This is a genomic window from Rhodobacter sp. NSM, from assembly GCF_052244495.1.
Classification (GTDB): Bacteria; Pseudomonadota; Alphaproteobacteria; order Rhodobacterales; family Rhodobacteraceae; genus Cereibacter_A.
On sequence record NZ_JBQPXH010000011.1, the window covers coordinates 26,437 to 47,143 of the forward strand.

General features: G+C 67.9%; 21 protein-coding genes. 14 read left to right on the plus strand and 7 right to left on the minus strand.

Going from position 1 to position 20,707, the window contains the following annotated elements; translation table 11 throughout:
- Positions 1-41: 41 nt before the first annotated feature.
- Positions 42-575, minus strand: coding sequence for a peptidoglycan-binding domain-containing protein (locus ACTVZP_RS17385; RefSeq protein WP_443213428.1), 534 nt, complete (start codon positions 573-575; stop codon positions 42-44).
- Positions 576-836: 261 nt separating this feature from the next.
- Between ACTVZP_RS17385 and trmB the strand changes: the two genes are divergently transcribed.
- The 9 genes from trmB to trpB all read left to right on the plus strand — a co-directional run bounded on the left by trmB (position 837) and on the right by trpB (position 8,948).
- The gene (trmB, locus tag ACTVZP_RS17390; RefSeq protein ID WP_443213429.1) at positions 837-1,568 is read left to right on the plus strand and encodes a tRNA (guanine(46)-N(7))-methyltransferase TrmB; all 732 of its coding nucleotides are present in this window, start codon (positions 837-839) and stop codon (positions 1,566-1,568) included.
- A gap of 355 nt (positions 1,569-1,923) precedes the next feature.
- Positions 1,924-3,255, plus strand: coding sequence for a 3-phosphoshikimate 1-carboxyvinyltransferase (aroA, locus tag ACTVZP_RS17395; RefSeq protein ID WP_443213430.1), 1,332 nt, complete (start codon positions 1,924-1,926; stop codon positions 3,253-3,255).
- A gap of 70 nt (positions 3,256-3,325) precedes the next feature.
- Positions 3,326-3,946, plus strand: coding sequence for a (d)CMP kinase (locus ACTVZP_RS17400; RefSeq protein WP_443213475.1), 621 nt, complete (start codon positions 3,326-3,328; stop codon positions 3,944-3,946).
- A 110-nt stretch (positions 3,947-4,056) separates the two neighbouring features.
- A complete protein-coding gene (rpsA, locus tag ACTVZP_RS17405; RefSeq protein WP_443213431.1) occupies positions 4,057-5,742 on the plus strand; it encodes a 30S ribosomal protein S1 in 1,686 nt (561 codons plus the stop codon).
- Positions 5,743-5,917: 175 nt separating this feature from the next.
- Positions 5,918-6,199, plus strand: coding sequence for an integration host factor subunit beta (ihfB, locus tag ACTVZP_RS17410; protein ID WP_011910760.1), 282 nt, complete (start codon positions 5,918-5,920; stop codon positions 6,197-6,199).
- A 39-nt stretch (positions 6,200-6,238) separates the two neighbouring features.
- Complete coding sequence (locus tag ACTVZP_RS17415; protein WP_443213432.1) at positions 6,239-6,619, plus strand: LapA family protein; 381 nt, start codon at positions 6,239-6,241, stop codon at positions 6,617-6,619.
- Positions 6,619-7,257 carry a phosphoribosylanthranilate isomerase gene (locus ACTVZP_RS17420; protein WP_443213433.1) on the plus strand — a complete coding sequence of 213 codons (639 nt, stop codon included), beginning with the start codon at positions 6,619-6,621 and terminating at the stop codon, positions 7,255-7,257. The genes ACTVZP_RS17415 and ACTVZP_RS17420 overlap by 1 nt, the downstream gene beginning before the upstream one ends.
- Complete coding sequence (locus ACTVZP_RS17425; protein WP_443213434.1) at positions 7,254-7,700, plus strand: GNAT family N-acetyltransferase; 447 nt, start codon at positions 7,254-7,256, stop codon at positions 7,698-7,700. Before ACTVZP_RS17420 ends, ACTVZP_RS17425 begins: the two co-directional genes overlap by 4 nt.
- Before the next feature lie 15 nt (positions 7,701-7,715).
- Positions 7,716-8,948 carry a tryptophan synthase subunit beta gene (gene trpB, locus ACTVZP_RS17430; protein WP_443213435.1) on the plus strand — a complete coding sequence of 411 codons (1,233 nt, stop codon included), beginning with the start codon at positions 7,716-7,718 and terminating at the stop codon, positions 8,946-8,948.
- Between the two features lie 141 nt (positions 8,949-9,089).
- Here trpB and ACTVZP_RS17435 read toward each other — a convergent pair whose 3' ends face one another.
- Positions 9,090-9,464, minus strand: a complete 375-nt coding sequence (locus ACTVZP_RS17435) for a DUF2237 family protein (RefSeq protein WP_443213436.1) — start codon at positions 9,462-9,464, stop codon at positions 9,090-9,092.
- 285 nt (positions 9,465-9,749) lie between these two features.
- Here ACTVZP_RS17435 and ACTVZP_RS17440 point away from each other — a divergent pair, with 285 nt between their 5' ends.
- Complete coding sequence (locus ACTVZP_RS17440) at positions 9,750-10,976, plus strand: urate hydroxylase PuuD (protein ID WP_443213437.1); 1,227 nt, start codon at positions 9,750-9,752, stop codon at positions 10,974-10,976.
- A gap of 34 nt (positions 10,977-11,010) precedes the next feature.
- On the opposite strand, the gene ACTVZP_RS17445 is transcribed toward ACTVZP_RS17440, so the two are convergent.
- Together ACTVZP_RS17445 and ACTVZP_RS17450 are read right to left on the minus strand one after the other, a co-directional pair.
- Positions 11,011-12,003, minus strand: a complete 993-nt coding sequence (locus ACTVZP_RS17445) for an aldose epimerase family protein (protein WP_443213438.1) — start codon at positions 12,001-12,003, stop codon at positions 11,011-11,013.
- Positions 12,004-12,052: 49 nt separating this feature from the next.
- Positions 12,053-13,066: a zinc ABC transporter substrate-binding protein gene (locus ACTVZP_RS17450; RefSeq protein WP_443213439.1), complete on the minus strand. Its 1,014-nt coding sequence runs from the start codon at positions 13,064-13,066 to the stop codon at positions 12,053-12,055.
- Between the two features lie 68 nt (positions 13,067-13,134).
- Between ACTVZP_RS17450 and ACTVZP_RS17455 the strand changes: the two genes are divergently transcribed.
- The 4 genes from ACTVZP_RS17455 to ACTVZP_RS17470 all read left to right on the plus strand — a co-directional run bounded on the left by ACTVZP_RS17455 (position 13,135) and on the right by ACTVZP_RS17470 (position 17,933).
- The gene (locus ACTVZP_RS17455) at positions 13,135-13,626 is read left to right on the plus strand and encodes a transcriptional repressor (protein WP_443213440.1); all 492 of its coding nucleotides are present in this window, start codon (positions 13,135-13,137) and stop codon (positions 13,624-13,626) included.
- Positions 13,623-14,372 carry a metal ABC transporter ATP-binding protein gene (locus tag ACTVZP_RS17460; RefSeq protein ID WP_443213441.1) on the plus strand — a complete coding sequence of 250 codons (750 nt, stop codon included), beginning with the start codon at positions 13,623-13,625 and terminating at the stop codon, positions 14,370-14,372. The genes ACTVZP_RS17455 and ACTVZP_RS17460 overlap by 4 nt, the downstream gene beginning before the upstream one ends.
- Complete coding sequence (locus ACTVZP_RS17465) at positions 14,365-15,147, plus strand: iron chelate uptake ABC transporter family permease subunit (protein ID WP_443213476.1); 783 nt, start codon at positions 14,365-14,367, stop codon at positions 15,145-15,147. The genes ACTVZP_RS17460 and ACTVZP_RS17465 overlap by 8 nt, the downstream gene beginning before the upstream one ends.
- Positions 15,148-15,437: 290 nt before the next feature.
- Positions 15,438-17,933, plus strand: coding sequence for a GcvT family protein (locus ACTVZP_RS17470; protein WP_443213442.1), 2,496 nt, complete (start codon positions 15,438-15,440; stop codon positions 17,931-17,933).
- Positions 17,934-18,017: 84 nt separating this feature from the next.
- On the opposite strand, the gene ACTVZP_RS17475 is transcribed toward ACTVZP_RS17470, so the two are convergent.
- From ACTVZP_RS17475 to ACTVZP_RS17485, 3 genes are all read right to left on the minus strand, one after another.
- Positions 18,018-18,809: a glycoside hydrolase family 25 protein gene (locus ACTVZP_RS17475; RefSeq protein WP_443213443.1), complete on the minus strand. Its 792-nt coding sequence runs from the start codon at positions 18,807-18,809 to the stop codon at positions 18,018-18,020.
- Between the two features lie 165 nt (positions 18,810-18,974).
- The gene (locus tag ACTVZP_RS17480; RefSeq protein ID WP_443213444.1) at positions 18,975-19,610 is read right to left on the minus strand and encodes a DUF938 domain-containing protein; all 636 of its coding nucleotides are present in this window, start codon (positions 19,608-19,610) and stop codon (positions 18,975-18,977) included.
- The gene (locus tag ACTVZP_RS17485; protein ID WP_443213477.1) at positions 19,607-20,677 is read right to left on the minus strand and encodes an NAD(P)/FAD-dependent oxidoreductase; all 1,071 of its coding nucleotides are present in this window, start codon (positions 20,675-20,677) and stop codon (positions 19,607-19,609) included. Before ACTVZP_RS17485 ends, ACTVZP_RS17480 begins: the two co-directional genes overlap by 4 nt.
- Positions 20,678-20,707: the final 30 nt, after the last annotated feature.

Sequence of the window (20,707 nt, forward strand, 5' to 3'; positions counted from 1 at the left end):
GTTCTGAAACTCTTGCTGAAACGTGCTTTGTGAAATTCCGATCAGCCGCCGAGGCTGTCCATCACGCCGAAGGCGCCGGCGACGCTGCCAAGCTGGCCCGAGCGACCGCTGTCGCGGGCATAGGCCTCGACTGCAGCCGAAGTGCCGGGGCCCCAGGCCCCGTCGATCGAGCCCGAGTAATAGCCGTAGCGGGCGAGCGAAATCTGCACCTCGCGCCGCATCTGCGGCGAGAGCTCGCGGAAGGCCTGGGCTGCGGGCGTGTAGTGAACGCTCGGTGCGACGTAGCGCGGCTGGTAGGTGACACGGCGCGGGGCGGTGGTGGCGTAGGTCGCCCGCGGCTGGACGTAGTACTGCGTCGGCGCCGGCGCGGCATAGCGCGGCTGCTGGCGGGCGAAGGGCCACTGGCCGTTGCTGCGCATGTTCTGGATGACGACGCCCGCGACGGCCGCGGTCGCGGCGCCGGCAATGAAGGCCTTGTCCTTCTTGCCGAGCGCATGGGCCGGCGCGGCTGCGGCGGGCACCAGCGAGAGCGCGGCCAGCGCGGCGATGGCGGTCTTGCGAAGGTTGATGGTCATCTCGGTCTCCGTTGTTCGCGCCCCGGTCGGGGGGCGGTGGCATCTGCTGCGTCGGAACATGGTCCGATGGCCGCTGTCAGGCAAAAACTCCCGATTGCTATCGCATAACAGTGGCTACCAATCCGGCTAAGCATTTGAAATATAATAAGACGATGGCCGGCTCTGCTTCTGGTTCCATCGGAGGCAAGGAAGGGCCTTCGTGAAGGTTGACCTGCTGGGCTGGGGCGTTTAGGGGCTGGCGGACGCTGCAGAGGTGCCGAAATGAGCGACAAAGACACCCCGGATTCCGCCCCCGGTCCCCTCGACGGCGGCCCGGCCTCGCCCTGGCGCAATTTCTACGGTCGGCGGTCCGGCAAGACGCTGCGCCCCTCGCAGAAGGTCTATCTCTCCGAGGACCTCGGGCGGCTGCGGCCCACCGGCATCAGCCGGGAGGAGAACCCCGAGCGCCGACCACTCGATCTGGCGACGCTCTTCGGTGGCCGGCCGGTCTGGCTCGAGATCGGCTTCGGCGGCGGCGAGCACATGGTGCACATGGCGGCCCAGAACCCCGGGATCGGTCTCATCGGCTGCGAGCCCTTCGTCAATGGCGTCGCCATGCTGCTTGGCAAGATCCGCGCCGCTGGTGCGGAGAACCTTGCGATCCATCCGGGCGATGCGCGGGACCTCTTCGACGTGCTACCTGAGGCGTCGATCTCGAAGGCCTTCCTGAACTACCCCGATCCCTGGCCCAAGAAGCGCCACCACAAGCGGCGCTTCGTTACCCAGGGCCATCTCGGGCCGCTGGCCCGTGTCATGGCACCGGGTGCAGAATTCCGCGTGGCGACCGACATCCCGGATTATGTCCGGCAGACGCTCGAGGAGGTGCCGCAGGCGGGATTCGATCTCGTGGAGCAGAGCGATCGGCCGTGGGAGGACTGGCTGTCGACGCGCTACGAGCAGAAGGCGCTGCGAGAGGGACGACAACCGCATTACCTCACGTTCCGTCGGCAGTAGCGCAAGATCTGGAATTATGGCGCAAGGATATACCCTTACACCGTAATCTTCACCCGAACGATGAACACAGTTGCTCGCTCCGGAGTCAGAACAGACTTTTCGGATTCCTCGCAACGGCGATTGGTGGATCCGCTGACACCGGATCACATCGTGCCCGAGATGCTCAACGTCGGGGGCATCGGCTCCGGATTGGATCGCGAATGAATTGCGCCGCCCTCACCTTGGCTGGCAGCGTTTGGATGCAGGACCGGTCCAGAATTCCGATGCGACGCCCGGGGTCGGCCGGATCAGGTTTGAGGCTGGACCGGGATGGGCGCATTCGGTAAGGCTCACGCCGTCAATCTGGAGGAAGACCATGTCCGGACACGGGCCCGCGCAACCGATGACCGCCCGCCGCTCGGGTCCGCTCAGGGGGCGCGCCGAGATACCGGGCGACAAGTCAATCAGCCACCGGTCGCTGATCCTGGGTGCGATGGCGGTCGGTGAGACACGGATCAGCGGCCTCCTTGAGGGACAGGACGTGATCGACACCGCGACGGCGATGCGCGCCTTTGGAGCGGAGGTCATCCAGCACGGGCCGGGCGACTGGTCCGTCCATGGCGTGGGCGTCGGCGGCTTTGCAGAGCCCTCCGAGGTGATCGACTGCGGCAATTCGGGAACGGGGGTCCGGCTGGTCATGGGGGCCATGGCGACGTCTCCCATCACGGCCACCTTCACCGGGGACGCGTCGTTGCGCAAGCGGCCTATGGGGCGGGTGACGGATCCTCTGGGGCTCTTCGGGACGCGGGCCTACGGGCGCAAGGGCGGGCGGCTGCCGATGACCATCGTGGGGGCGGCCGATCCGGTGCCGGTGCGCTATACGGTGCCTATGCCCTCGGCGCAGGTGAAGTCGGCGGTCCTTCTTGCGGGGCTGAACGCGCCGGGAGAGACGGTGGTCATCGAGCGCGAGGCGACGCGGGACCATTCCGAGCGGATGCTGCGCGGCTTCGGGGCGGAACTGACCGTCGAGGCCGGGCCCGAGGGGCAGGTGATCACCCTCACGGGTCAGCCCGAGCTCAGGCCGCAGACGGTGGCGGTTCCGCGCGATCCGTCCTCGGCGGCCTTTCCGGTCTGCGCTGCGCTGATCGTCGAGGGCTCCGAGATCCTCGTGCCAGGCGTAAGCCGCAATCCGACGCGGGACGGGCTCTACGTGACGCTGCTCGAGATGGGTGCTGACATCGCCTTCGAGAACGAGCGCGAGGAGGGCGGCGAGCCGGTGGCCGACCTCCGCGTGCGCGCCTCGGCGCTGAAGGGGGTCGAGGTCCCGCCCGAGCGTGCGCCCTCGATGATCGACGAATACCCGATCCTCTCGGTGGTGGCGGCCTTCGCGGAAGGCGCCACGGTCATGCGGGGCGTGAAGGAACTGCGCGTAAAGGAGAGCGACCGGATCGACGCCATGGCGCGGGGCCTCGAGGCCTGCGGCGTGCGGATCGACGAGGAAGAGGACATGCTGACCGTTCACGGGATGGAGCGCGTGCCCGGCGGCGCGACCTGCGCCACGCATCTCGACCACCGGATCGCGATGAGCTTCCTCGTGCTCGGCATGGCTGCCGACATACCGGTCTCCGTCGACGACGGCTCGCCGATCGCGACCTCGTTTCCGGCCTTCCGGAACCTGATGGTCGGGCTCGGGGCGGATCTTTCGTGAGGCCGGAAAGCGGGGGCTTCGCGCCCCCGCACCCCCGCGGGATACTTGAGCGAGAATGAAAGGCGGCGGCATGCGCTTCACGGTGGCGATCGACGGGCCGGCGGCGGCCGGCAAGGGCACGCTCTCGCGGGCGGTCGCGGCGCATTTCCGCTTCGCGCATCTGGACACGGGGCTGCTTTACCGCGCCGTGGGCGCGAAGGTCGCCGAAGGGGCCGAGCCGGTGGCGGCGGCGCGCGGCCTGGAGCTCGCCGACCTCGAGCGTGGCGACCTGCGGTCGGCCGAGGCGGGGCAGGCGGCGAGCCGCGTGGCGGCGCTGCCCGAGGTGCGGGCGGCGCTCGTCGACTTTCAGCGGCACTTCGCCCGGCGCGAGGGCGGGGCGGTTCTGGACGGGCGCGACATCGGCACGGTGATCTGTCCCGAAGCGGAGGTGAAGTTCTTCGTGACCGCCTCGGACGAGGAGCGCGCGCGGCGGCGCTGGCTGGAACTGGCGGCGAAGGGCGGGGCGGGCACCGAGGCCGAGATCCTGGCCGATCTGCGCGAGCGCGACCGGCGCGACCGGGAGCGCGAGGCGGCGCCGCTGCGGCCGGCGCCCGATGCGCTCTTGCTCGACACGACGGAACTGACTATAGACGCGGCAGTGAACAAGGCGATCGAAGCCATCAGACTCAGGCAGGCGCAGGGTCGGGAGTAATCCTCGGCCCTTGTTGTTTTGAAGCGCCCGTGTTCGCTGCGGATGCGAAAAGACCGGCGGAGCCAACCGCCAGGCCCGTGAAAAATGATGTGAAAAGGAAAACTGACTGCATGTGCGCTAAAGCAACCATGGAAGAATTCGAGGCCCTCCTGAACGAGAGCCTCCAGATCGATACCCCCCAGGAGGGTTCGGTCGTGAAGGGCAAGGTCATCGCCGTCGAAGCGGGCCAGGCCATCATCGACGTTGGCTACAAGATGGAAGGCCGCGTCGACCTGAAGGAATTCGCCGACATGAGCGGCAACGTCGACATCTCTGTCGGCGACGAGGTCGAGGTCTACCTTGACCGCGTGGAAAACGCGCGTGGCGAGGCCGTCATCAGCCGTGACAAGGCCAAGCGCGAGGAAGCCTGGGACCGTCTCGAGAAGGCCTATGCCAACGAGACCCGCGTCGAAGGCGCCATCTTCGGTCGCGTCAAGGGCGGCTTTACCGTCGATCTCGGCGGCGCCGTGGCCTTCCTGCCCGGTTCGCAGGTCGATGTGCGCCCCGTGCGCGATGCCGGCCCGCTGATGGGCATGAAGCAGCCGTTCCAGATCCTGAAGATGGACCGTCGCCGCGGCAACATCGTCGTGTCGCGTCGCGCCATCCTCGAAGAGAGCCGCGCCGAACAGCGCGCCGAGGTCATCTCGAACCTCTTCGAAGGCCAGACCGTTGACGGCGTCGTCAAGAACATCACCGAATACGGTGCGTTCGTCGACCTCGGCGGCGTGGACGGCCTGCTGCACGTCACCGACATGGCGTGGCGCCGCGTGAACCACCCGTCCGAGATCCTGTCGATCGGCGAGACCGTGAAGGTCCAGGTCATCAAGATCAACAAGGAAACCCACCGTATCAGCCTGGGCATGAAGCAGCTCCAGTCCGATCCGTGGGATGCGGTGGAAAAAGCCTATCCGATCGGCTCGGTGCACAAGGGCCGCGTGACCAACATCACCGACTACGGCGCGTTCGTCGAGCTGGAAGCCGGTGTCGAAGGTCTGGTCCACGTCTCGGAAATGAGCTGGACCAAGAAGAACGTGCACCCCGGCAAGATCGTCTCGACCTCGCAGGAGGTGGACGTCATGGTGCTGGAAATCGACAGCGCCAAGCGCCGCGTGTCGCTCGGTCTCAAGCAGACCATGCGCAACCCTTGGGAAGTCTTTGCCGAAACCCACCCGGTCGGCACCCCGATCGAGGGCGAGGTCAAGAACATCACCGAATTCGGTCTGTTCGTGGGTCTCGAGCACGACATCGACGGCATGGTGCACCTCTCGGATCTCAGCTGGGATCAGCGCGGCGAGGAAGCCATCCAGAACTACCGCAAGGGCGACGTCGTGAAGGCGGTCGTCACCGAGGTCGACACCGACAAGGAGCGGATCTCGCTCTCGATCAAGGCGCTCGGCGACGACACCTTCTCGGAAGCCATCGAGGGCGTGAAGCGCGGCTCGGTCATCACCGTGACCGTGACGGCGATCGAGGACGGCGGCATCGAGGTCGAATACAACTCGATGAAGTCGTTCATCCGCCGCTCGGACCTGTCGCGCGACCGTGCCGACCAGCGCCCCGAGCGCTTCCAGGTGGGCGACAAGGTCGATGTTCGCGTGACCAACGTGGACGCCAAGACCCGCCGCCTCGGCCTGTCGATCAAGGCGCGCGAGATCGCGGAAGAGAAAGAGGCCGTCGAGCAGTATGGCTCGTCCGATTCGGGCGCGTCGCTGGGCGACATCCTCGGCGCGGCGCTGCGCAACAGCGAACGCGGCTGAGTTCGCCTCAGGGACTAAGGGAGGGCTCCGCGGGATCGCGGAGCCCTTCGCATTTCTCCGCCCATTGCCCGGAAGTGCCCCTGATTCCACGGTTTTCCAGTTTGTGCAGAGCTATTTTTTCCTCTATCCTCCCCTTGCATAAGGCGTCCGCCGAAGGCGGCTCAGGGGGGCAAGGATGATCCGATCGGAACTGATCCAGAAAATAGCCGACGAAAATCCCCACCTCACCCAGCGTCACGTCGAGCGGATCGTGAATACCGTCTTCGAGGAGATCATCGAGGCCCTGGCCCGCGGGGATCGGGTGGAACTGCGCGGATTCGGCGCATTCTCGGTCAAGTCGCGGGATGCCAGAGTCGGCCGCAACCCGAGAACGGGTGAAGCCGTCGAAGTCGAAGACAAGAAGGTTCCCTTCTTCAAAACCGGCAAGCTGCTGCGCGACCGCCTGAACGCGAAGTGAACGCGCGGCATTGCCCCTCTGAATGGTGAGCAGGACCCTATGATCCGTTGGTTGCGTATCCTCTTCCTCGTCGTCCTTGCGGTGGTGCTGCTGACCGTCGCGCTCGCCCACCGGGATCCGGTGGCGGTGAAACTCATGCCGGAAAACCTGTCGACCTTCGTGGGCACCGACTGGGCTGCCTGGTCGATGGAGCTTCCGCTCTATGCGGTGATCTTCGGCGGCATCGTCGCCGGCCTGCTGATCGGCTTCTTCTGGGAATGGATGCGCGAGCACAAGCATCGCGCCGAAGCCCGTCGCAAGGCGAAGGAAGTTAAGACCCTGCAGCGCGAGGTCTCCACGCTGAAATCCAAGGTCGAGACGGCGAACGCCGCCGGCGCTCCGAAGAACGACGTTCTGACGGCGCTCTCGAAATCGGCCTGATGGCCCCTGTCCGCGTCAAGGTCTGTGGGCTGCGGACGGAAGCAGATGTAAAGGTGGCCGCGTCCTCGGGCGCGGCCTACTTCGGTCTGGTGTTCTTCCCGAAATCGCCGCGCAATGTCTCGCTGGATCAGGCGCGCTTGCTGGCCCTGTCGGCACCCGCCGGCATCGCAAAGGTGGCCCTGACCGTGGATGCCGACGACGCGGCGCTCGACGCGATCGTCGAGGCCGTGCCGCTCGACATGATCCAGCTCCATGGCCACGAGAGCCCCGAGCGCGTGGCCGAGGTGCGCGCCCGTTACGGCCTGCCGGTGATGAAGGCGGTGGGCGTGGCCGACGAGACTGACCTGCCGCAGATCCTCGAGCAGTCGCTGGCGGCGGACCAGATCCTGATCGACGCCAAGGCGCCGAAGGGCGCGGCCCTGCCCGGAGGGAACGGGCTTTCCTTCGACTGGCGCCTGATCGCGGGAAGGCACTGGATCCGACCGTGGATGCTCGCGGGGGGGCTCACGTCCGAGAACCTGGCCGAAGCCGTGCGGCGGACCGGGGCGTCGCAGGTGGACGTCTCGTCCGGCGTCGAATCCGCGCCCGGCGTGAAGGATCCGGACCGGATCGCGGCGTTCCTCAAGGCTGCCCGATGATCGTATTTCGCGCGGCCGAACGCGCGGACGTGGCCGCCATCGTGGCGCTTCTGGCCGATGATGCGCTCGGCGCGCAGCGCGAGACCGCGGATCTGGAAACCTATCTCGCCGCCTTCGACCGCATGGCCGAAGCGCCGAGCATGTTCCTGCTGGTGGGGGAGATCGAGGGGCGGGTGGTCGCGACCTATCAGCTGGCGATCCTGCCCGGCCTGTCGCTGCGGGCCGCGACCCGCGCGCTTGTCGAGGCGGTGCGTGTGTCGGCCGACCTGCGCTCGCAGGGGCTCGGCGCGTTGCTGATGGCGGATGCCGAGGCACGGGCCCGTGCGGCCGGGGCCAGCCTGATCCAGCTCACGACCCACCGTTCGCGCGAGAGGGCTCACCGCTTCTACGACCGCCTCGGCTTTACCGCATCGCACATCGGGTATAAACGGGCGCTGGACTGAGAGGGAGTGGGCGCCATGGCGGACGACGGCATCAACAGCTATATGACCGGCCCGGACGAACAGGGGCGCTTCGGCATCTTCGGCGGGCGCTTCGTGTCCGAGACGCTGATGCCGCTGATCCTCGACCTCGAGGCGCGCTACGAACATGCCAAGACCGACCCGGACTTCTGGGCCGAGATGGACGACCTGTGGACGAACTACGTTGGCCGCCCCTCGCCGCTCTACTTTGCACCGCGGCTGACCGAGCATCTCGGGGGAGCGAAGATCTACCTGAAGCGCGACGAGCTGAACCACACCGGCGCGCACAAGATCAACAACGTGCTGGGCCAGATCATCCTCGCCCGCCGAATGGGCAAGACGCGGATCATCGCCGAGACCGGCGCCGGCCAGCATGGCGTGGCGACGGCCACGGTCTGCGCCAAGTTCGGGTTGAAATGCGTGGTCTACATGGGCGCGCATGACGTCGAGAGGCAGGCGCCGAACGTCTTCCGCATGCGGCTGCTGGGCGCCGAGGTTGTGCCGGTGACGAGCGGTCGCGGCACGCTGAAGGACGCGATGAACGACGCGCTGCGCGACTGGGTCACGAATGTGCGCGACACCTTCTATTGCATCGGCACGGTGGCGGGGCCGCATCCCTATCCGGCGATGGTGCGCGACTTCCAGTCGATCATCGGCAAGGAAGTCCGCTGGCAGCTGGCCGAGCAGGAGGGCGAGGGACGCCTGCCCGACACGGTCATCGCGGCCATTGGCGGTGGCTCGAATGCCATGGGCCTCTTCTTCCCCTTCCTCGACGACCCTTCCGTCCGGATCATCGGCGTCGAGGCCGGTGGCAAGGGCGTGGACGACCGGATGGAACACTGCGCCTCGCTGACCGGCGGACGGCCGGGCGTGCTGCACGGCAACCGGACCTATCTCCTGCAGGATGCGGACGGACAGATCCTCGAGGGCTTCTCGATCTCGGCGGGCCTCGATTACCCGGGGATCGGGCCGGAACATGCGTGGCTCCATGATACGGGCCGCGCCGAATATGTCTCGATCACCGATGCCGAGGCGCTCGAGGCATTCCAGCTCTGCTGCGCGCTCGAGGGGATCATCCCGGCACTGGAGCCGAGCCATGCGCTGGCCCATGTGATCAAGATCGCGCCGACGCTGCCCCGCGACCACATCATCGTCATGAACATGTGCGGCCGCGGCGACAAGGACATCTTCACCGTGGCGAAGCACCTCGGCTTCGACATGAAGATCTGACCGCGCAGGTTCGCGACCGCCCCTCCGGTCCTCCTGACCGTGAAGCGCATCCGAACCCGCGCGCGGAGGGCGGTCTGCCGCGGCCTGGTCGAATGGCCGGGCTGTCCCCGCGGCTGTTTTTCCGGAGTGAAGAATGCCTGGTCAGGCGAGGTCGATGGCGTAGAGCTTGAGAACCTCGAGGGGGACCACCTCGAGCGTGCGGCGATGCGTGGCGCCGAGACGCACGCGGGGGGCCGCGCCCTCCTCGTGCGCCTGCAGGAAGCGGCCGGCGCAAAGGCACCAGCGGTCGCCGGGCTTCAGGCCCTTGAAGCCATGTTCCGGTCGCGGAGTGGAGAGGTCGTTGCCGAGGTACTTCGACAGCGCAAGGAATTCTGCCGTCATCAGCGCGCAGACCGTGTGCTGTCCCCTGTCGGTCGGACCCGTATCGCAGCAGCCGTTGCGGAAGAAGCCTGTGAGCGGCTCCGTCGAGCAGGTCTCGAGCGGCTCGCCGAGCACGTTGATCGAGCTTTCCATCATGGTCCTGCCTCCTTCGGTGGCCACTCTGCCTGATGAAGGCTGCGGTGCGAAGGAAAAAGCTGGCAAACATGCGCGCGAGATAAAGAAAAGAATCGAGGGCGGCGCGTCGGGTCGAGCCGGCCACGCAGATCGCGGGTTGCGCATGGCGGCACGCCGCTGCTCTGCCAGTTCCGCGCCGAGCACCGGAGAGGGCGACGCGACCCGCGTCGTGGCGATTGAACTTCCCGTGCGATCCGGGAACAACAGGAAGACGGGCCCTGTGCGGCCGCAGCCGGGAGACTGCCGATGTACGATTATGCCGTGCTCTGGGAATGGGTGATGATCGCCGCACGCTGGACGCATGTCATCACTGCCGTCGCCTGGATCGGCTCGTCCTTCTATTTCATCGCGCTGGATCTCGGGCTGCGGAAGACGCCCTCCTTGCCGCCGCTTGCCTATGGCGAGGAATGGCAGGTTCATGGTGGGGGCTTCTACCATATCAACAAATATCTCGTCGCGCCTGATTTCCTGCCCGAGCATCTCACCTGGTTCAAATGGGAGAGCTATGCCACCTGGCTGAGCGGCTTCGCCATGCTGGTCCTGCTCTATTACTTCGGCGCCGAGCTCTTCCTGATCGACCCCAACGTGATGGATCTGACTGTCTGGCAGGCCGTAGCCATCTCGCTGGCCTCGCTGGGGCTCGGCTGGCTCGTCTATGACGGATTGTGCCGCTCCCCGCTGGGGCGGCATCCGACCGTGCTGATGCTCCTGCTTTTCGCGGTGCTGGTGGCGATGTCCTGGGGCTATACGCAGGTCTTTTCAGGCCGGGCGGCGCTTCTGCATCTCGGCGCCTTTACGGCCACCATCATGAGCGGGAACGTCTTCCTCACGATCATGCCGAACCAGCGGATCGTGGTGGCGGACCTGAAGGCCGGGCGGCGACCCGACCCGAAATACGGCGAGATCGCGAAGCAGCGCAGCACGCATAACAACTACCTGACGCTGCCCGTCATATTCCTCATGCTGTCAAACCATTACCCGCTGATCTTCGCAACCCGCCACAACTGGCTCATTGCCGCGCTGGTGTTTCTCATGGGGGTCACGATCCGGCACTGGTTCAACAGCCGGCATGCGAAGAAGGGCAACCCGCACTGGACCTGGGCAGCAACCGCCGTGATCTTCCTCGTTCTGGCTTGGCTCTCGACGGCGCCAATGCGGGCTGCGGCGCCGGCGGACGAGGCGGCGCTCGGCGGAAGCGCTGCGCGCTTTGCCGAAGCTGCGGGTTTCGAGGAGGTGACGGACATCGTGATGGGCCGTTGCTCGATGTGCCATGCGGCGGAGCCGGGATGGGACGGGCTCCTCTGGCCGCCGAAGAACGTGCGGCTCGAGACTCCGGCACAGATCGCGCACGAGGCACGGCGCATCTACATTCAGGCGGGGATCACCCATGCGATGCCGCCGGGCAACCTGAGCTACATGGAGCCCGAAGAGCGGGCGGCGATCGTGCGTTGGTATCGCGCGGCAGCGGGCTGAAGCGCAAGGCGTTCGGGTGGATCGGAGACGGCCGTCACTCCCTCGACGCCGAGAAGGCGAGGCGCGTCTCCTGCCGGAAGACCTCGCCCGGCGACAGGGTGATCGTCGGGAAGGCGGGGTGGTTCGGCGCATCCGGCCAAAGCTGCGGCTCGAGCGCGATCGCATCGAAGGCCCCGAAGGGGCGGCCATGGTGGCCCCGGAAGGGGCGGCTGTCGAGGTCGCGGCCGGTGTAGACCTGCAGGCCGGGGGCCGTCGTGGCAAGGCTCAGGCTGACGCCGGAGCGGCCGGTGAGGCAGGCCACCTCGGTCAGCGCACGCGCGGCTTCGGAGAGGCAGAAGTTGTGGTCGATCTCCTCCGCGGCCTGGAACGTGCGGCCGGGACGAAAGTCCATCCGGTCCCCGACCTCCCGGATCTCGCCAGTGGGCAGGCCGTCCCGGGTCGGCAGCCAGTGGTCGGCCGCCACCCGAAGGTGCTGTCGGGCGATCCCCGGCTCGGGGTCGAGGGTCCAGTAGCTGTGGTTCGCGAGGTTCATCAGCGTCGGCGCATCTGAGGTCGCGGTCAGGCGAAGGCGAAGCGTGGCGGGCGCTTCCAGCAGGTATTCCGCCTCGATGCGGCGGTTGCCGGGAAAGCCGTCGCTGCCGTCCGGCAGGTCGAGGCGGAGAAGCGCGCGGGCGTCCTCCATCACGACCGTGTGCCACCGATGGGCGAAGGTGCCCTGCGGCCCCGAATGCAGGAGATTTCCGCCCTCGTTCGGTGTGAACGCCACCTGCCGGCCGCCAATCCGCGCGCTGGCGCCGCCGAGCCGGTTCGCCACCGGCCCCACGATTGCCCCGAACCAGCGCAACGGCCCGAGGTAGGCCTCGAAATCCGGCGAGCCCGCCGTCAGCGGCCAGTCGATCCCGGCCATTCGCACGTCCTGCAGGATCGCGCCCCAGTCGAGCACGGCGATACGGAGATCGCCAGCCCGAAGCTCGATGCGATGGACGGTCTGCCCGTCGGGGGCGGTGCCGAAGCGGGTGGCGGACATCGGGTTCCTCCGGTTCAGGTGCGAAGGCTGCGCCGGAGGGCCCGCAGGGTCAAGGTGCGACGCAGGAGAGGATGCCGTCGGCGAGGCCGCGGATGAGCTGCGCATAGAGTTGCGGGCCGGGCTCCAGCGTGCTGCCCGAGGGATCGAGCGCGGGCCCGGCTTTTGCGCCCGTCTCCTGCGCAATCTGCTCGACAAGCCTCGGATCGTGCTGCGCCTCGGGGAAGAGGCAGGGCTGCCCGCCGGACATCTGTTGCCGAAGTTCGGCCAGATGCGCGGCGCCGGGTGCTGCCGCGTCACCGGCCGAGACGCTGCCGGCAACGCTCAGCCCGTAATGGGACGCGAAATAGCCGTAAGCTTCGTGAAAGACGTAGAACGGATGGCTCTGCGCCGCCTTCAGGCGGTCGGCCGTCTCGCGGTCGAGATCGGCAATCGCGGCAGCCGCGCTCTCGGCATTGGCCGAATAGGTCGCGGCATGTTCCGGGTCGAGCCGACCCAGTTCGGCCGCGACACGGGCGAGCCAGAGCTCGGCGTTGGCCGGATCGAGCCACATGTGCGGGTCGAGCCCCGCATGGTCGTGATCCTCGTCGTCATGACCTCCGCCCTCGGCATGGTCGGGCTCCACCTCTGCGGCATGGTCGTGATCGGCCTCTTGGGCTGCGGGGTTCCCGTCGTCGGCGAGGTGGTCGTCAGCGGACGCGGAGCCGTGGTCATGATCATGCGCGGCCCCCGGCCCGAAGTCCTGCCGGTGCGTTCCGCTTACGGTCGACAGACGGATGTCCTCGCCATCCCGGCCCTCGAGCGCGCGGTCGAGCCACCGGGTCATCTCGGGTCCGATCCAGACCACGAGGTCGGCATTCGACAGCGCCCGCGCCTGGCTGGGGCGGAGCTGGAAGGAATGGGCATCCGCACCACGGTCGAGCAGCAGGACCGGATCGCCCAGGTCGCCCATCACCTGGGCGACCAGCGAATGCACCGGCGGCAGGTCGGTCACCACACGGGGAACGTCGGCCATGGCCGGGCTGCCGAGCAGGCTGGCGAGGGCAATTGATATGGTATAACGCATGAAACGGCCTTTCCTTCGGGGTGGCACAGAGGTAATACGTTATAACGTAACACGTCAAGGGGAAGAGGATGGTCGCTTTCACCGCAGGCACCGCGGCCTTTGCGCCGCATGACCACAGCCGATGTGCGGCCTCGATCCTCGCCCATGCCGAGGCAGCGGCCGAGGCGGCCGGGGTCCGGCTGACACCGGTGCGTCGGCGGACGCTGGAGATCCTGCTCGAGGAGCATCGCGCTCTGGGTGCCTACGAGGTGCTGGACCGCCTGGCGCAGGAGGGTTTCGGCAACAAGCCACCTGTGGCCTATCGGGCGCTGGATTTCCTTGTGGAGCATGGCTTTGCGCATCGCATCCGGCGGCTGAACGCCTTCACGGCCTGCATGCATCCGGGCGAGACCCATGCGCCGGCCTTCCTGATCTGCAGCCAGTGCGGTGCGCTGGCCGAGGCACCGGCCGAAGCGGTGCGCGAGGCGCTGGATACTGCCGCCGACCGGTTCGGTTTCACGATCGAACGGACCAACATCGAGGCCGTCGGCCTGTGCCCTGCCTGCCGGACGGCCGCATGAGCCTGATCGCCGCTCATCATCTGGCCGTCCGGCGGGGCAGGGACGAGATCCTGTCGGACGTCAGCCTCTCGATCGCGCCGGGCGAGATCGTCACCATTGTCGGGCCGAACGGTTCGGGCAAGAGCACGCTGCTGCGCGCGCTTCTGGGGATCCTGCCGCCCGCCGCGGGCAGCGTGAGCCGAAAGCCGGATCTCAGGATCGGGTATGTGCCGCAGCGGTTGCAGGTGGACGGGACGCTGCCGCTGACGGCCGCGCGCTTCCTGTCCTTGCCCCGCCGCCGCTCGCGTGCCGAGGTCGAGGGCGCACTCGGGCGCGTGGGTGTGCCCGAAGTGGCTGGGCGGCAGCTTGCGGATCTTTCGGGCGGGCAGTTCCAGCGGGTGCTCCTCGCCCGCGCGCTGTTGACCGACCCCGAGATCCTGATGCTGGACGAGCCGACCCAGGGGCTGGACCAGCCGGGCGAGGCCGCTTTCTATCGGCTGATCGAGGAGGTCCGCTCGACCACCGGCGCTGCGGTCCTGATGGTCAGCCATGACCTGCATGTCGTGATGGCAGCCTCGGACCGGGTGATCTGTCTCAACCGCCATGTCTGTTGCGAGGGCACGCCGCGGGTGGTCTCGAATGCGCCCGAGTATCGCGCGCTGTTCGGACATGGCACGCAGGGGGCGCTTGCGCTCTACCGTCACGAGCACGACCACGATCATACCCACGACGCCGGCCATTCCCACGATCATCACCATCATGCTTGACGATTTCCTCATTCGCGCCGCGCTGGCGGGCATCGGCGTGGCGCTTGCGACGGGGCCGCTCGGCTCCTTCGTGGTCTGGCGCCGCATGGCTTATTTCGGCGACGCCACCTCCCACGCGGCGATCCTGGGCGTGGCCCTGGCGCTCGCGATGGAACTGCCGGTCGGGATCGGGACGCTGGCTGTGGCGTTGGCGATGGCGGCGACGGTGGCCATGCTCAGCGGGCGAGGCTGGGCGATGGACACGATGCTGGGCGTGCTGGCCCATTCGGCGCTGGCTCTCGGTCTCGTCGCGGTGAGCTTCCTGCCCTCGGTGCGCACGGACCTCTCGGCCTGGCTCTTCGGCGACATCCTTGCGGTATCGCCGCGCGACCTCGCCTTCATCTGGGCCGGAGCCGCCGGTGTGGTCGCGCTGCTGCTATGGCGCTGGTCGAAGCTTCTCACCGCCACGATCAACGAGGATCTGGCCGCGGCCTCCGGCATCGATCCTGGGCGCGAGAGGCTGATTCTCACCCTGGCGCTCGCGGTGACGGTGGCGGTGGCGCTGAAGGTCGTCGGGGCGCTGCTGATCTCGGCCATGCTGATCATCCCGGCCGCGGCGGCACGCGGACTTGCGCGCAACCCCGAGCCGATGGCGTTCCTCGCGGCACTCATCGGTGCGGCGGCCAGCCTCGCCGGCCTTGGCGCATCCTTCGCCTTTGACACGCCCGCCGGCCCGTCCATCGTTGCGGCCGCAGCACTTGCCTTCGCCCTCTCGGCGCTTCTGCGGCGCGCCTGAGTCTGGCTCACGAGGGTTCAGGGATCTCCCGTGCAAGGCGCAGGGAAGAGCGTCTCGGGCGTTGACACGCTCGTCGCCTGCGGCCGGACATCCCCGCACCGGGCCTCCTCGACACAGATCTGACGGGTTCGGCGCCGGCCTCGCCGGGCATCGACCTGCTCTCGCCCGTCGAAGCTGCGCATCCATCCCGATCCCATGTCGTTTTCGGACGCATTAGGTCGGGCTGACCTGTTCCGAATGGCCACGATGAGTCATTGATGCGGCAGACCCTGCGGTGACGGAGTGCGCGGATGAAGACCCATGTGAAAGCCCTTGTCGTCGGCGGCGGCGCCGTCGGGAACGGCATCGCCTACCATCTCGCCAAGGCGGGTTGGGATACGATGCTGGTGGAGCGCGACGAACTGACCGCAGGCTCGACCTGGCACGCGGCGGGACTGCTGCCGCTGTTCAACATGGGCTATGCCACCACCCACATCCACAAGTATTCGGTGGACTTCTACAAGGGGCTGGAGGCCGAGACCGGGCTCAACCCGGGCTTCTATGTGGTCGGCAACCTCCGCATGGCGCAGACCGACGCCCGGATGGACGAATACATGCTTTATTCCTCGGTCGCCGAGACCGCAGGCGTCTATCACGAGTTCCTCACCCCGGCCCAGATCAAGGAGCGCTGGCCGCTCGTCCGCACCGAGGATCTCAAGGGCGCGCTGTTCCACCCGCAGGACGGCTACATCAACCCCGCCGACGTGACACAGGCCATGGCCAAGGGCGCGCGGCAGCTGGGCTGCACCATCGAGCGCAAGATCCAGGTCAACGGCTATCGCTGGACCGGCAGCGAGTGGATCGTCACCTGCTGCCGGATGGCGGAAGTGGGCGGCAACCTGATCCCGACCGAGGAGACCTTCGAGATCCACGCCGAGCATGTGGTGACCGCGACCGGCAACCACGCGCAGCGCACGGCGCGACTTCTCGGCATCAAGATCCCGGCGATCCCGGTCGAGCACCAGTATATCGTGACCGAGCCCGACCCGGCGCTGGTCGAGTGGCGCAAGACCAACCCGCAGCACCCCGTCCTGCGCGACGCCGACGCGAAGTGGTATGTCCGCGAGGAACGCGGCGGCTGGATCCTCGGCCCTTATGAGCGGAACGCCCCGGCGCGGTTCCTCTATGACGTGCCCTCGAGCTTCCGCGCCGACCTCTTCCCGCTCGACCTCGAGCGGATCGAGGAGGAATACATGTCGATGATCCACCGTCTGCCGTCGTCGGAGACCGTGGGCCTGAAGGACGACTACAATGGCCCGATCTGCTACACGCCCGACGGCAACCCGCTGGTCGGCCCGGCGCCGGGCCTGCGCAACATGTGGCTGGCGGAGGGCTTCAGCTTCGGCATCACCGCGGCGGGCGGCACGGGTTACTACCTCGCGCAGATGATGACCGAGGGCGAAGCCGAGATCGACATGGCCTCGCTCGATCCCAAGCGCTACGGCTCGTGGATGACGACCGAATACGCGGCGCGGAAGAACGAGGAATGCTACGAGCACGTCTTCATCCTTCACCATCCGGATGAAGAGCGCGAAGCCTGCCGCCCGCTGCGCACCGCCCCTGTCTATGACCGGCAGAGGGCGCTCGGCGCGCAGTTCGGCCAGGTGAACGGGTGGGAGCGGCCGAACTACTACGGCCCGCTCGATGCCGGTTCGAGCTTCGATCACGACAGCCGCAGCTTCCGCCGCGGCGCCTGGGTGCCCTACGCGCGCGAAGAGGCCGAGGCGCTGCGCGCAACGGCCGGCCTGATCGACGCGACAGCCTTCACCAAGCACCTGGTGCGGGGCCCCGGCGCCACGGCCTTCCTCGACTGGTTCACCTGCAACAAGCTGCCGGCCGTCGGCCGGATCAACCTGACCTACGCCCTGACGCCCACCGGCACCACCCGCACCGAGTACACCATCGTGCGGCTGGCCGAGAACGAGTACTACCTCGTCTCCGCCGGCGCCTGGACGGCCTATGACGCGGATTACCTGCGGAAATGTGCCGAGGAGAAGATCGCCGACTTCGGCTGGATCGACATCCATGACGTGACCACCCAATGGGGCGTCTTCGCGCTGGCCGGCCCGAATTCGCGCGCGATCCTGAACGAGGTCGTCCGGGATGCGGACCCGGCGACGCGGCTGTCGAACAAGCGCTTCCCGTGGCTCAGCTATCGCGACATCGAACTCGGCATGTGTCCGGTGCGCGCGGTGCGTGTGGCCTATACGGGCGAGCTTGGCTGGGAACTGCATCACCCGATCGAGATGTCGACCTATCTCTGGGACCTGCTGCTGAAGGCGGGCGAGACGCATGGGCTGCGCCTCGTGGGCGCCCGTGCGCAGAACTGGCTGCGGCAGGAGAAGAGCTATCGCGCCTTCGGCAGCGAGCTCGGCCGGGATGCCACGCCGCTGGAGGCGGGTCTCGACCGCTTCATCGACCTCTCGAAGGACTTCCAGGGCAAGCAGGCGATGCTCGACGTGGGGATCCGCTCGAAATGCGTGACGCTGCTGATCGACGGTCCGGCCGATGCCGATCCCTGGGGGAAGGAGGCGCTGCTGCTGAACGGCGAAAAGGTCGGGCGTCTGACCTCGGGCGGCTGGTCGGTCGCCTTCGGCAAGCAGATCGGCATGGGCTACGTCCGCCCCGACCTCGCCGAAGTCGGCACGAAGCTGCAGGTGCGGATGTTCCGTGACACGTTCGAAGCCGTGGTTGCCGAGGATTCGCCCTACGATCCGAAGAACGCCCGGATCCGTCAGGACGGCTGAACCCGGGATGGGGGGCTGTCTGCCCCCCAACGCCGCCGGCCAAGCCGGCGGCCCCCCGAGGATACTTGGGCGAGAGCGAAAGCCTCAGCGCAGGTTCAGCGCCAGCCAGGCGGCCCATCGGGTGGCGTCGCCGTTGAAGACGTTGATGTCGGTGACCTTGCCGATGCCCGGCACGATGCCCGTGCCCGTATATTGCCAGAAGGTCCAGGGGTGGCCCGCGTAGCGCTCGTGCGGGTGGGCGGCTACAGAGCGGAGCCAGAAGTCGTAGCCCTCAAGGCGCCACATCTCGTTCCGCTCGAAGAAATCGATCGTCGTGTAGATGATCGGACGCTTTCCGTAATGCGCGCCGACCTCGCGCAGGAAGGTCAGCGCCTCTGCCCTGACGACCGCAGGCTCGGGGCGGAAGGTGCAGGTGGGCGAGAAGGGGTTCCACTCCATGTCGAGCACCGGCGGCAAGGCCCGCGGCGATCTCGGCACGTTGCGGATGAACCAGTCGGCCTGTTCCGCGGCGGGGCGGCAGAAGTAGAAGAAATGGTAGGCGCCGCGCGGCACGCCGGCGCGGCCCGCGCCGCGCCAGTTCTCGTGGAAGGCGACGTCGAGACGGTCGCCGCCCTCGGTCGCCTTGATGAAGGCGAAGGACACGCCCGCCTCGGCCGCCGTGGGCCAGTCGATCAGGCCCTGGAAGCGCGAGACGTCGATCCCGTGGACCTGATAGCTCGACGGCGCCCGCCCGTTCCAGGGGTGGGGTCGGGCGTCGCCGAAGCTGGGCGGCGCGATGGTGACGGTCTGGCCCGAGGGCAGTTCGGCGGTGACTTCGGGCTTGCCGCAGGACAGCAGCAGGGCCGCGAGGCCGAGGGCGAGGAGGCGTCGGGTCATGGGGCTCCGGGTGGGGTGGGGAAGACAGGCGCGACTTTGCCGCAACTGCGGACGGCTGTCACCCCTCGGGAGAGCGTCCGCCACCGGAGGTCGTAACGGCGGCGCCGAACGGGGCGTCCGGGCGAAGTTCCGCCGGCCGCGCAGGTTGGGCGCGGCCGCGCAGGATCAGGCGCGGCGGGCCACGAACATCAGGTTGTGGGCGGGCATCTCGACCACGCGCGGCCGGAGGCCGGCGGCAAGGAGTTGCGCCTCGACCCAGGCCCTGTCCTTCAGGCCGAGCCTCGGGTCCTGCGCGCGGAGGCTCGCGTCGAAATCCGCATCCCCGTCGCTGCCTGGGCGGCCGTCGCGCAGGAACGGGCCGTAAAGGAAGAGGGTTCCGCCCGCCGTCAGCGCGGAAGCGGACTGAGCGAGGACAGAGGCGGCGTCCTCGTCCGGAATCAGGTGCAGCAGGTTCACGATGAGCACCGCCTCGGAGGGGTAACGCTCCGGCCATCCGGGCCGGGCCGCATCGAGCGCAATCGGAGCAAGAAGGTTGGGGGCGGCAGCGGTCCTGCGCCAGGCCTCGATCGAGACGAGGTTCTCGGGATCAAGGTCCGAGGGCTGCCAGAGCAGCGCGGGAAACGCGGCCGCGAAACGTGCGGCGTGCTGCCCGGTGCCCGAGGCGATCTCGAGCAGCCGCCCCGTTGGCGCCTCTGCGCGCAGGACGGCGAGAATCGCCTCGGCATTGCGGTCCGCCGAAGGGGCGTGGCGGCGACCGTCCGGCCCCGTCGGCGCGCCGGAATCGGGCAGCTGCAAGCTCATGCGAACCGCTGGGGCGAGAGGGCCGCGACGAGCGCCGCAGGCATCTCGGGGCTGCGACCGCCAACAAGGTCGGCGATGAGGCGGCTTGCGGCCGGACAGGTCTGGAACCCGTAGCCGCCCTGGCCTGCGAGCCAGAAGAAACCGGGCACGCGCGGGTCCTCTCCGATGACCAGCACCCTGTCGGGCGCGAAGGTGCGCAGGCCCGCCCAGGAGGCGAGGAGGCGCGTCACGGGCTCCGTCACCATCTCCTCGTACCGCGCCAGCCCCTCGGCCAGCACCATGTCGTCCGCCCAGGCGTCATGGGGCTCCTGCGGATCCTCGTCGGCGGGCGAGACGATCAGCGCGCCCGCATCGGGCTTGGCATACCAGGTCTCGCCCACGCCGAACATCATCGGCCACCGCGAGACGTCGAGCCCGCCCGGCGCCGGAATGCGCGCCATGGAGCGCCGGTACGGCGTGAGGCCGAGCGGCCGAACGCCCGCCATTTCAGCCAGCCGGTCGGCCCAGGCGCCGGCGGCATTGACGAGGATGCGGGCGCGATGCTCCTCGCCCGCGGTCACGCGCCATGTTGTCCCATCGCGCGCGATGGAAGTCACGGGAGCGTTCGTCAGGATCCGGGCGCCCCTGCCGCGGGCCTCGCGCGCGAAGCGCTGCAGGAGGAGGTCGGTGTCGATGTCCCAGGCGTGTCCTGCCAGACCGACATGCGAGACCTCCGGCGCCAGGATCGGCACGATGGCGCGGGCCTCGTCCGGAGAGATCTGCTCCAGATGCATGAGGCCCGCCTCGGTGGCGAAGCGTTCGGCTTCGTGATCCCGGCCGAGAACCATGATCCCGCGAGGCGAGAGGATGCCGTCGGATTGGCGGAAGAAGTCGCCCGAGGCGAGCGACAGTTCCACGACCGGCGGAAGCCCGTAGCGTGGCTCGTAAAGTGCGGCAGAGCGGCCCGAGGCGTGATGCGCGAGGGAGTCCTCGGCCTCGAGCAATGTGACCGAACCCAGTTCGGACAGGCGGGCGGCGGCCGAGACCCCGGCTATGCCCCCGCCGATGATGAGGAAATCGCGATCCATGCGGCGCAGGCTGGCCCGCGGCGCGGGCGT

Coding starts and splice junctions, on each gene's coding strand:
- ACTVZP_RS17385 (WP_443213428.1), bottom strand. CDS start 575: ATGACCATCAACCTTCGCAAGACCGCCATCGCCGCGCTGGCCGCGCTC.
- trmB (WP_443213429.1), top strand. CDS start 837: ATGAGCGACAAAGACACCCCGGATTCCGCCCCCGGTCCCCTCGACGGC.
- aroA (WP_443213430.1), top strand. CDS start 1,924: ATGTCCGGACACGGGCCCGCGCAACCGATGACCGCCCGCCGCTCGGGT.
- ACTVZP_RS17400 (WP_443213475.1), top strand. CDS start 3,326: ATGCGCTTCACGGTGGCGATCGACGGGCCGGCGGCGGCCGGCAAGGGC.
- rpsA (WP_443213431.1), top strand. CDS start 4,057: ATGTGCGCTAAAGCAACCATGGAAGAATTCGAGGCCCTCCTGAACGAG.
- ihfB (WP_011910760.1), top strand. CDS start 5,918: ATGATCCGATCGGAACTGATCCAGAAAATAGCCGACGAAAATCCCCAC.
- ACTVZP_RS17415 (WP_443213432.1), top strand. CDS start 6,239: ATGATCCGTTGGTTGCGTATCCTCTTCCTCGTCGTCCTTGCGGTGGTG.
- ACTVZP_RS17420 (WP_443213433.1), top strand. CDS start 6,619: ATGGCCCCTGTCCGCGTCAAGGTCTGTGGGCTGCGGACGGAAGCAGAT.
- ACTVZP_RS17425 (WP_443213434.1), top strand. CDS start 7,254: ATGATCGTATTTCGCGCGGCCGAACGCGCGGACGTGGCCGCCATCGTG.
- trpB (WP_443213435.1), top strand. CDS start 7,716: ATGGCGGACGACGGCATCAACAGCTATATGACCGGCCCGGACGAACAG.
- ACTVZP_RS17435 (WP_443213436.1), bottom strand. CDS start 9,464: ATGATGGAAAGCTCGATCAACGTGCTCGGCGAGCCGCTCGAGACCTGC.
- ACTVZP_RS17440 (WP_443213437.1), top strand. CDS start 9,750: ATGTACGATTATGCCGTGCTCTGGGAATGGGTGATGATCGCCGCACGC.
- ACTVZP_RS17445 (WP_443213438.1), bottom strand. CDS start 12,003: ATGTCCGCCACCCGCTTCGGCACCGCCCCCGACGGGCAGACCGTCCAT.
- ACTVZP_RS17450 (WP_443213439.1), bottom strand. CDS start 13,066: ATGCGTTATACCATATCAATTGCCCTCGCCAGCCTGCTCGGCAGCCCG.
- ACTVZP_RS17455 (WP_443213440.1), top strand. CDS start 13,135: ATGGTCGCTTTCACCGCAGGCACCGCGGCCTTTGCGCCGCATGACCAC.
- ACTVZP_RS17460 (WP_443213441.1), top strand. CDS start 13,623: ATGAGCCTGATCGCCGCTCATCATCTGGCCGTCCGGCGGGGCAGGGAC.
- ACTVZP_RS17465 (WP_443213476.1), top strand. CDS start 14,365: ATGCTTGACGATTTCCTCATTCGCGCCGCGCTGGCGGGCATCGGCGTG.
- ACTVZP_RS17470 (WP_443213442.1), top strand. CDS start 15,438: ATGAAGACCCATGTGAAAGCCCTTGTCGTCGGCGGCGGCGCCGTCGGG.
- ACTVZP_RS17475 (WP_443213443.1), bottom strand. CDS start 18,809: ATGACCCGACGCCTCCTCGCCCTCGGCCTCGCGGCCCTGCTGCTGTCC.
- ACTVZP_RS17480 (WP_443213444.1), bottom strand. CDS start 19,610: ATGAGCTTGCAGCTGCCCGATTCCGGCGCGCCGACGGGGCCGGACGGT.
- ACTVZP_RS17485 (WP_443213477.1), bottom strand. CDS start 20,677: ATGGATCGCGATTTCCTCATCATCGGCGGGGGCATAGCCGGGGTCTCG.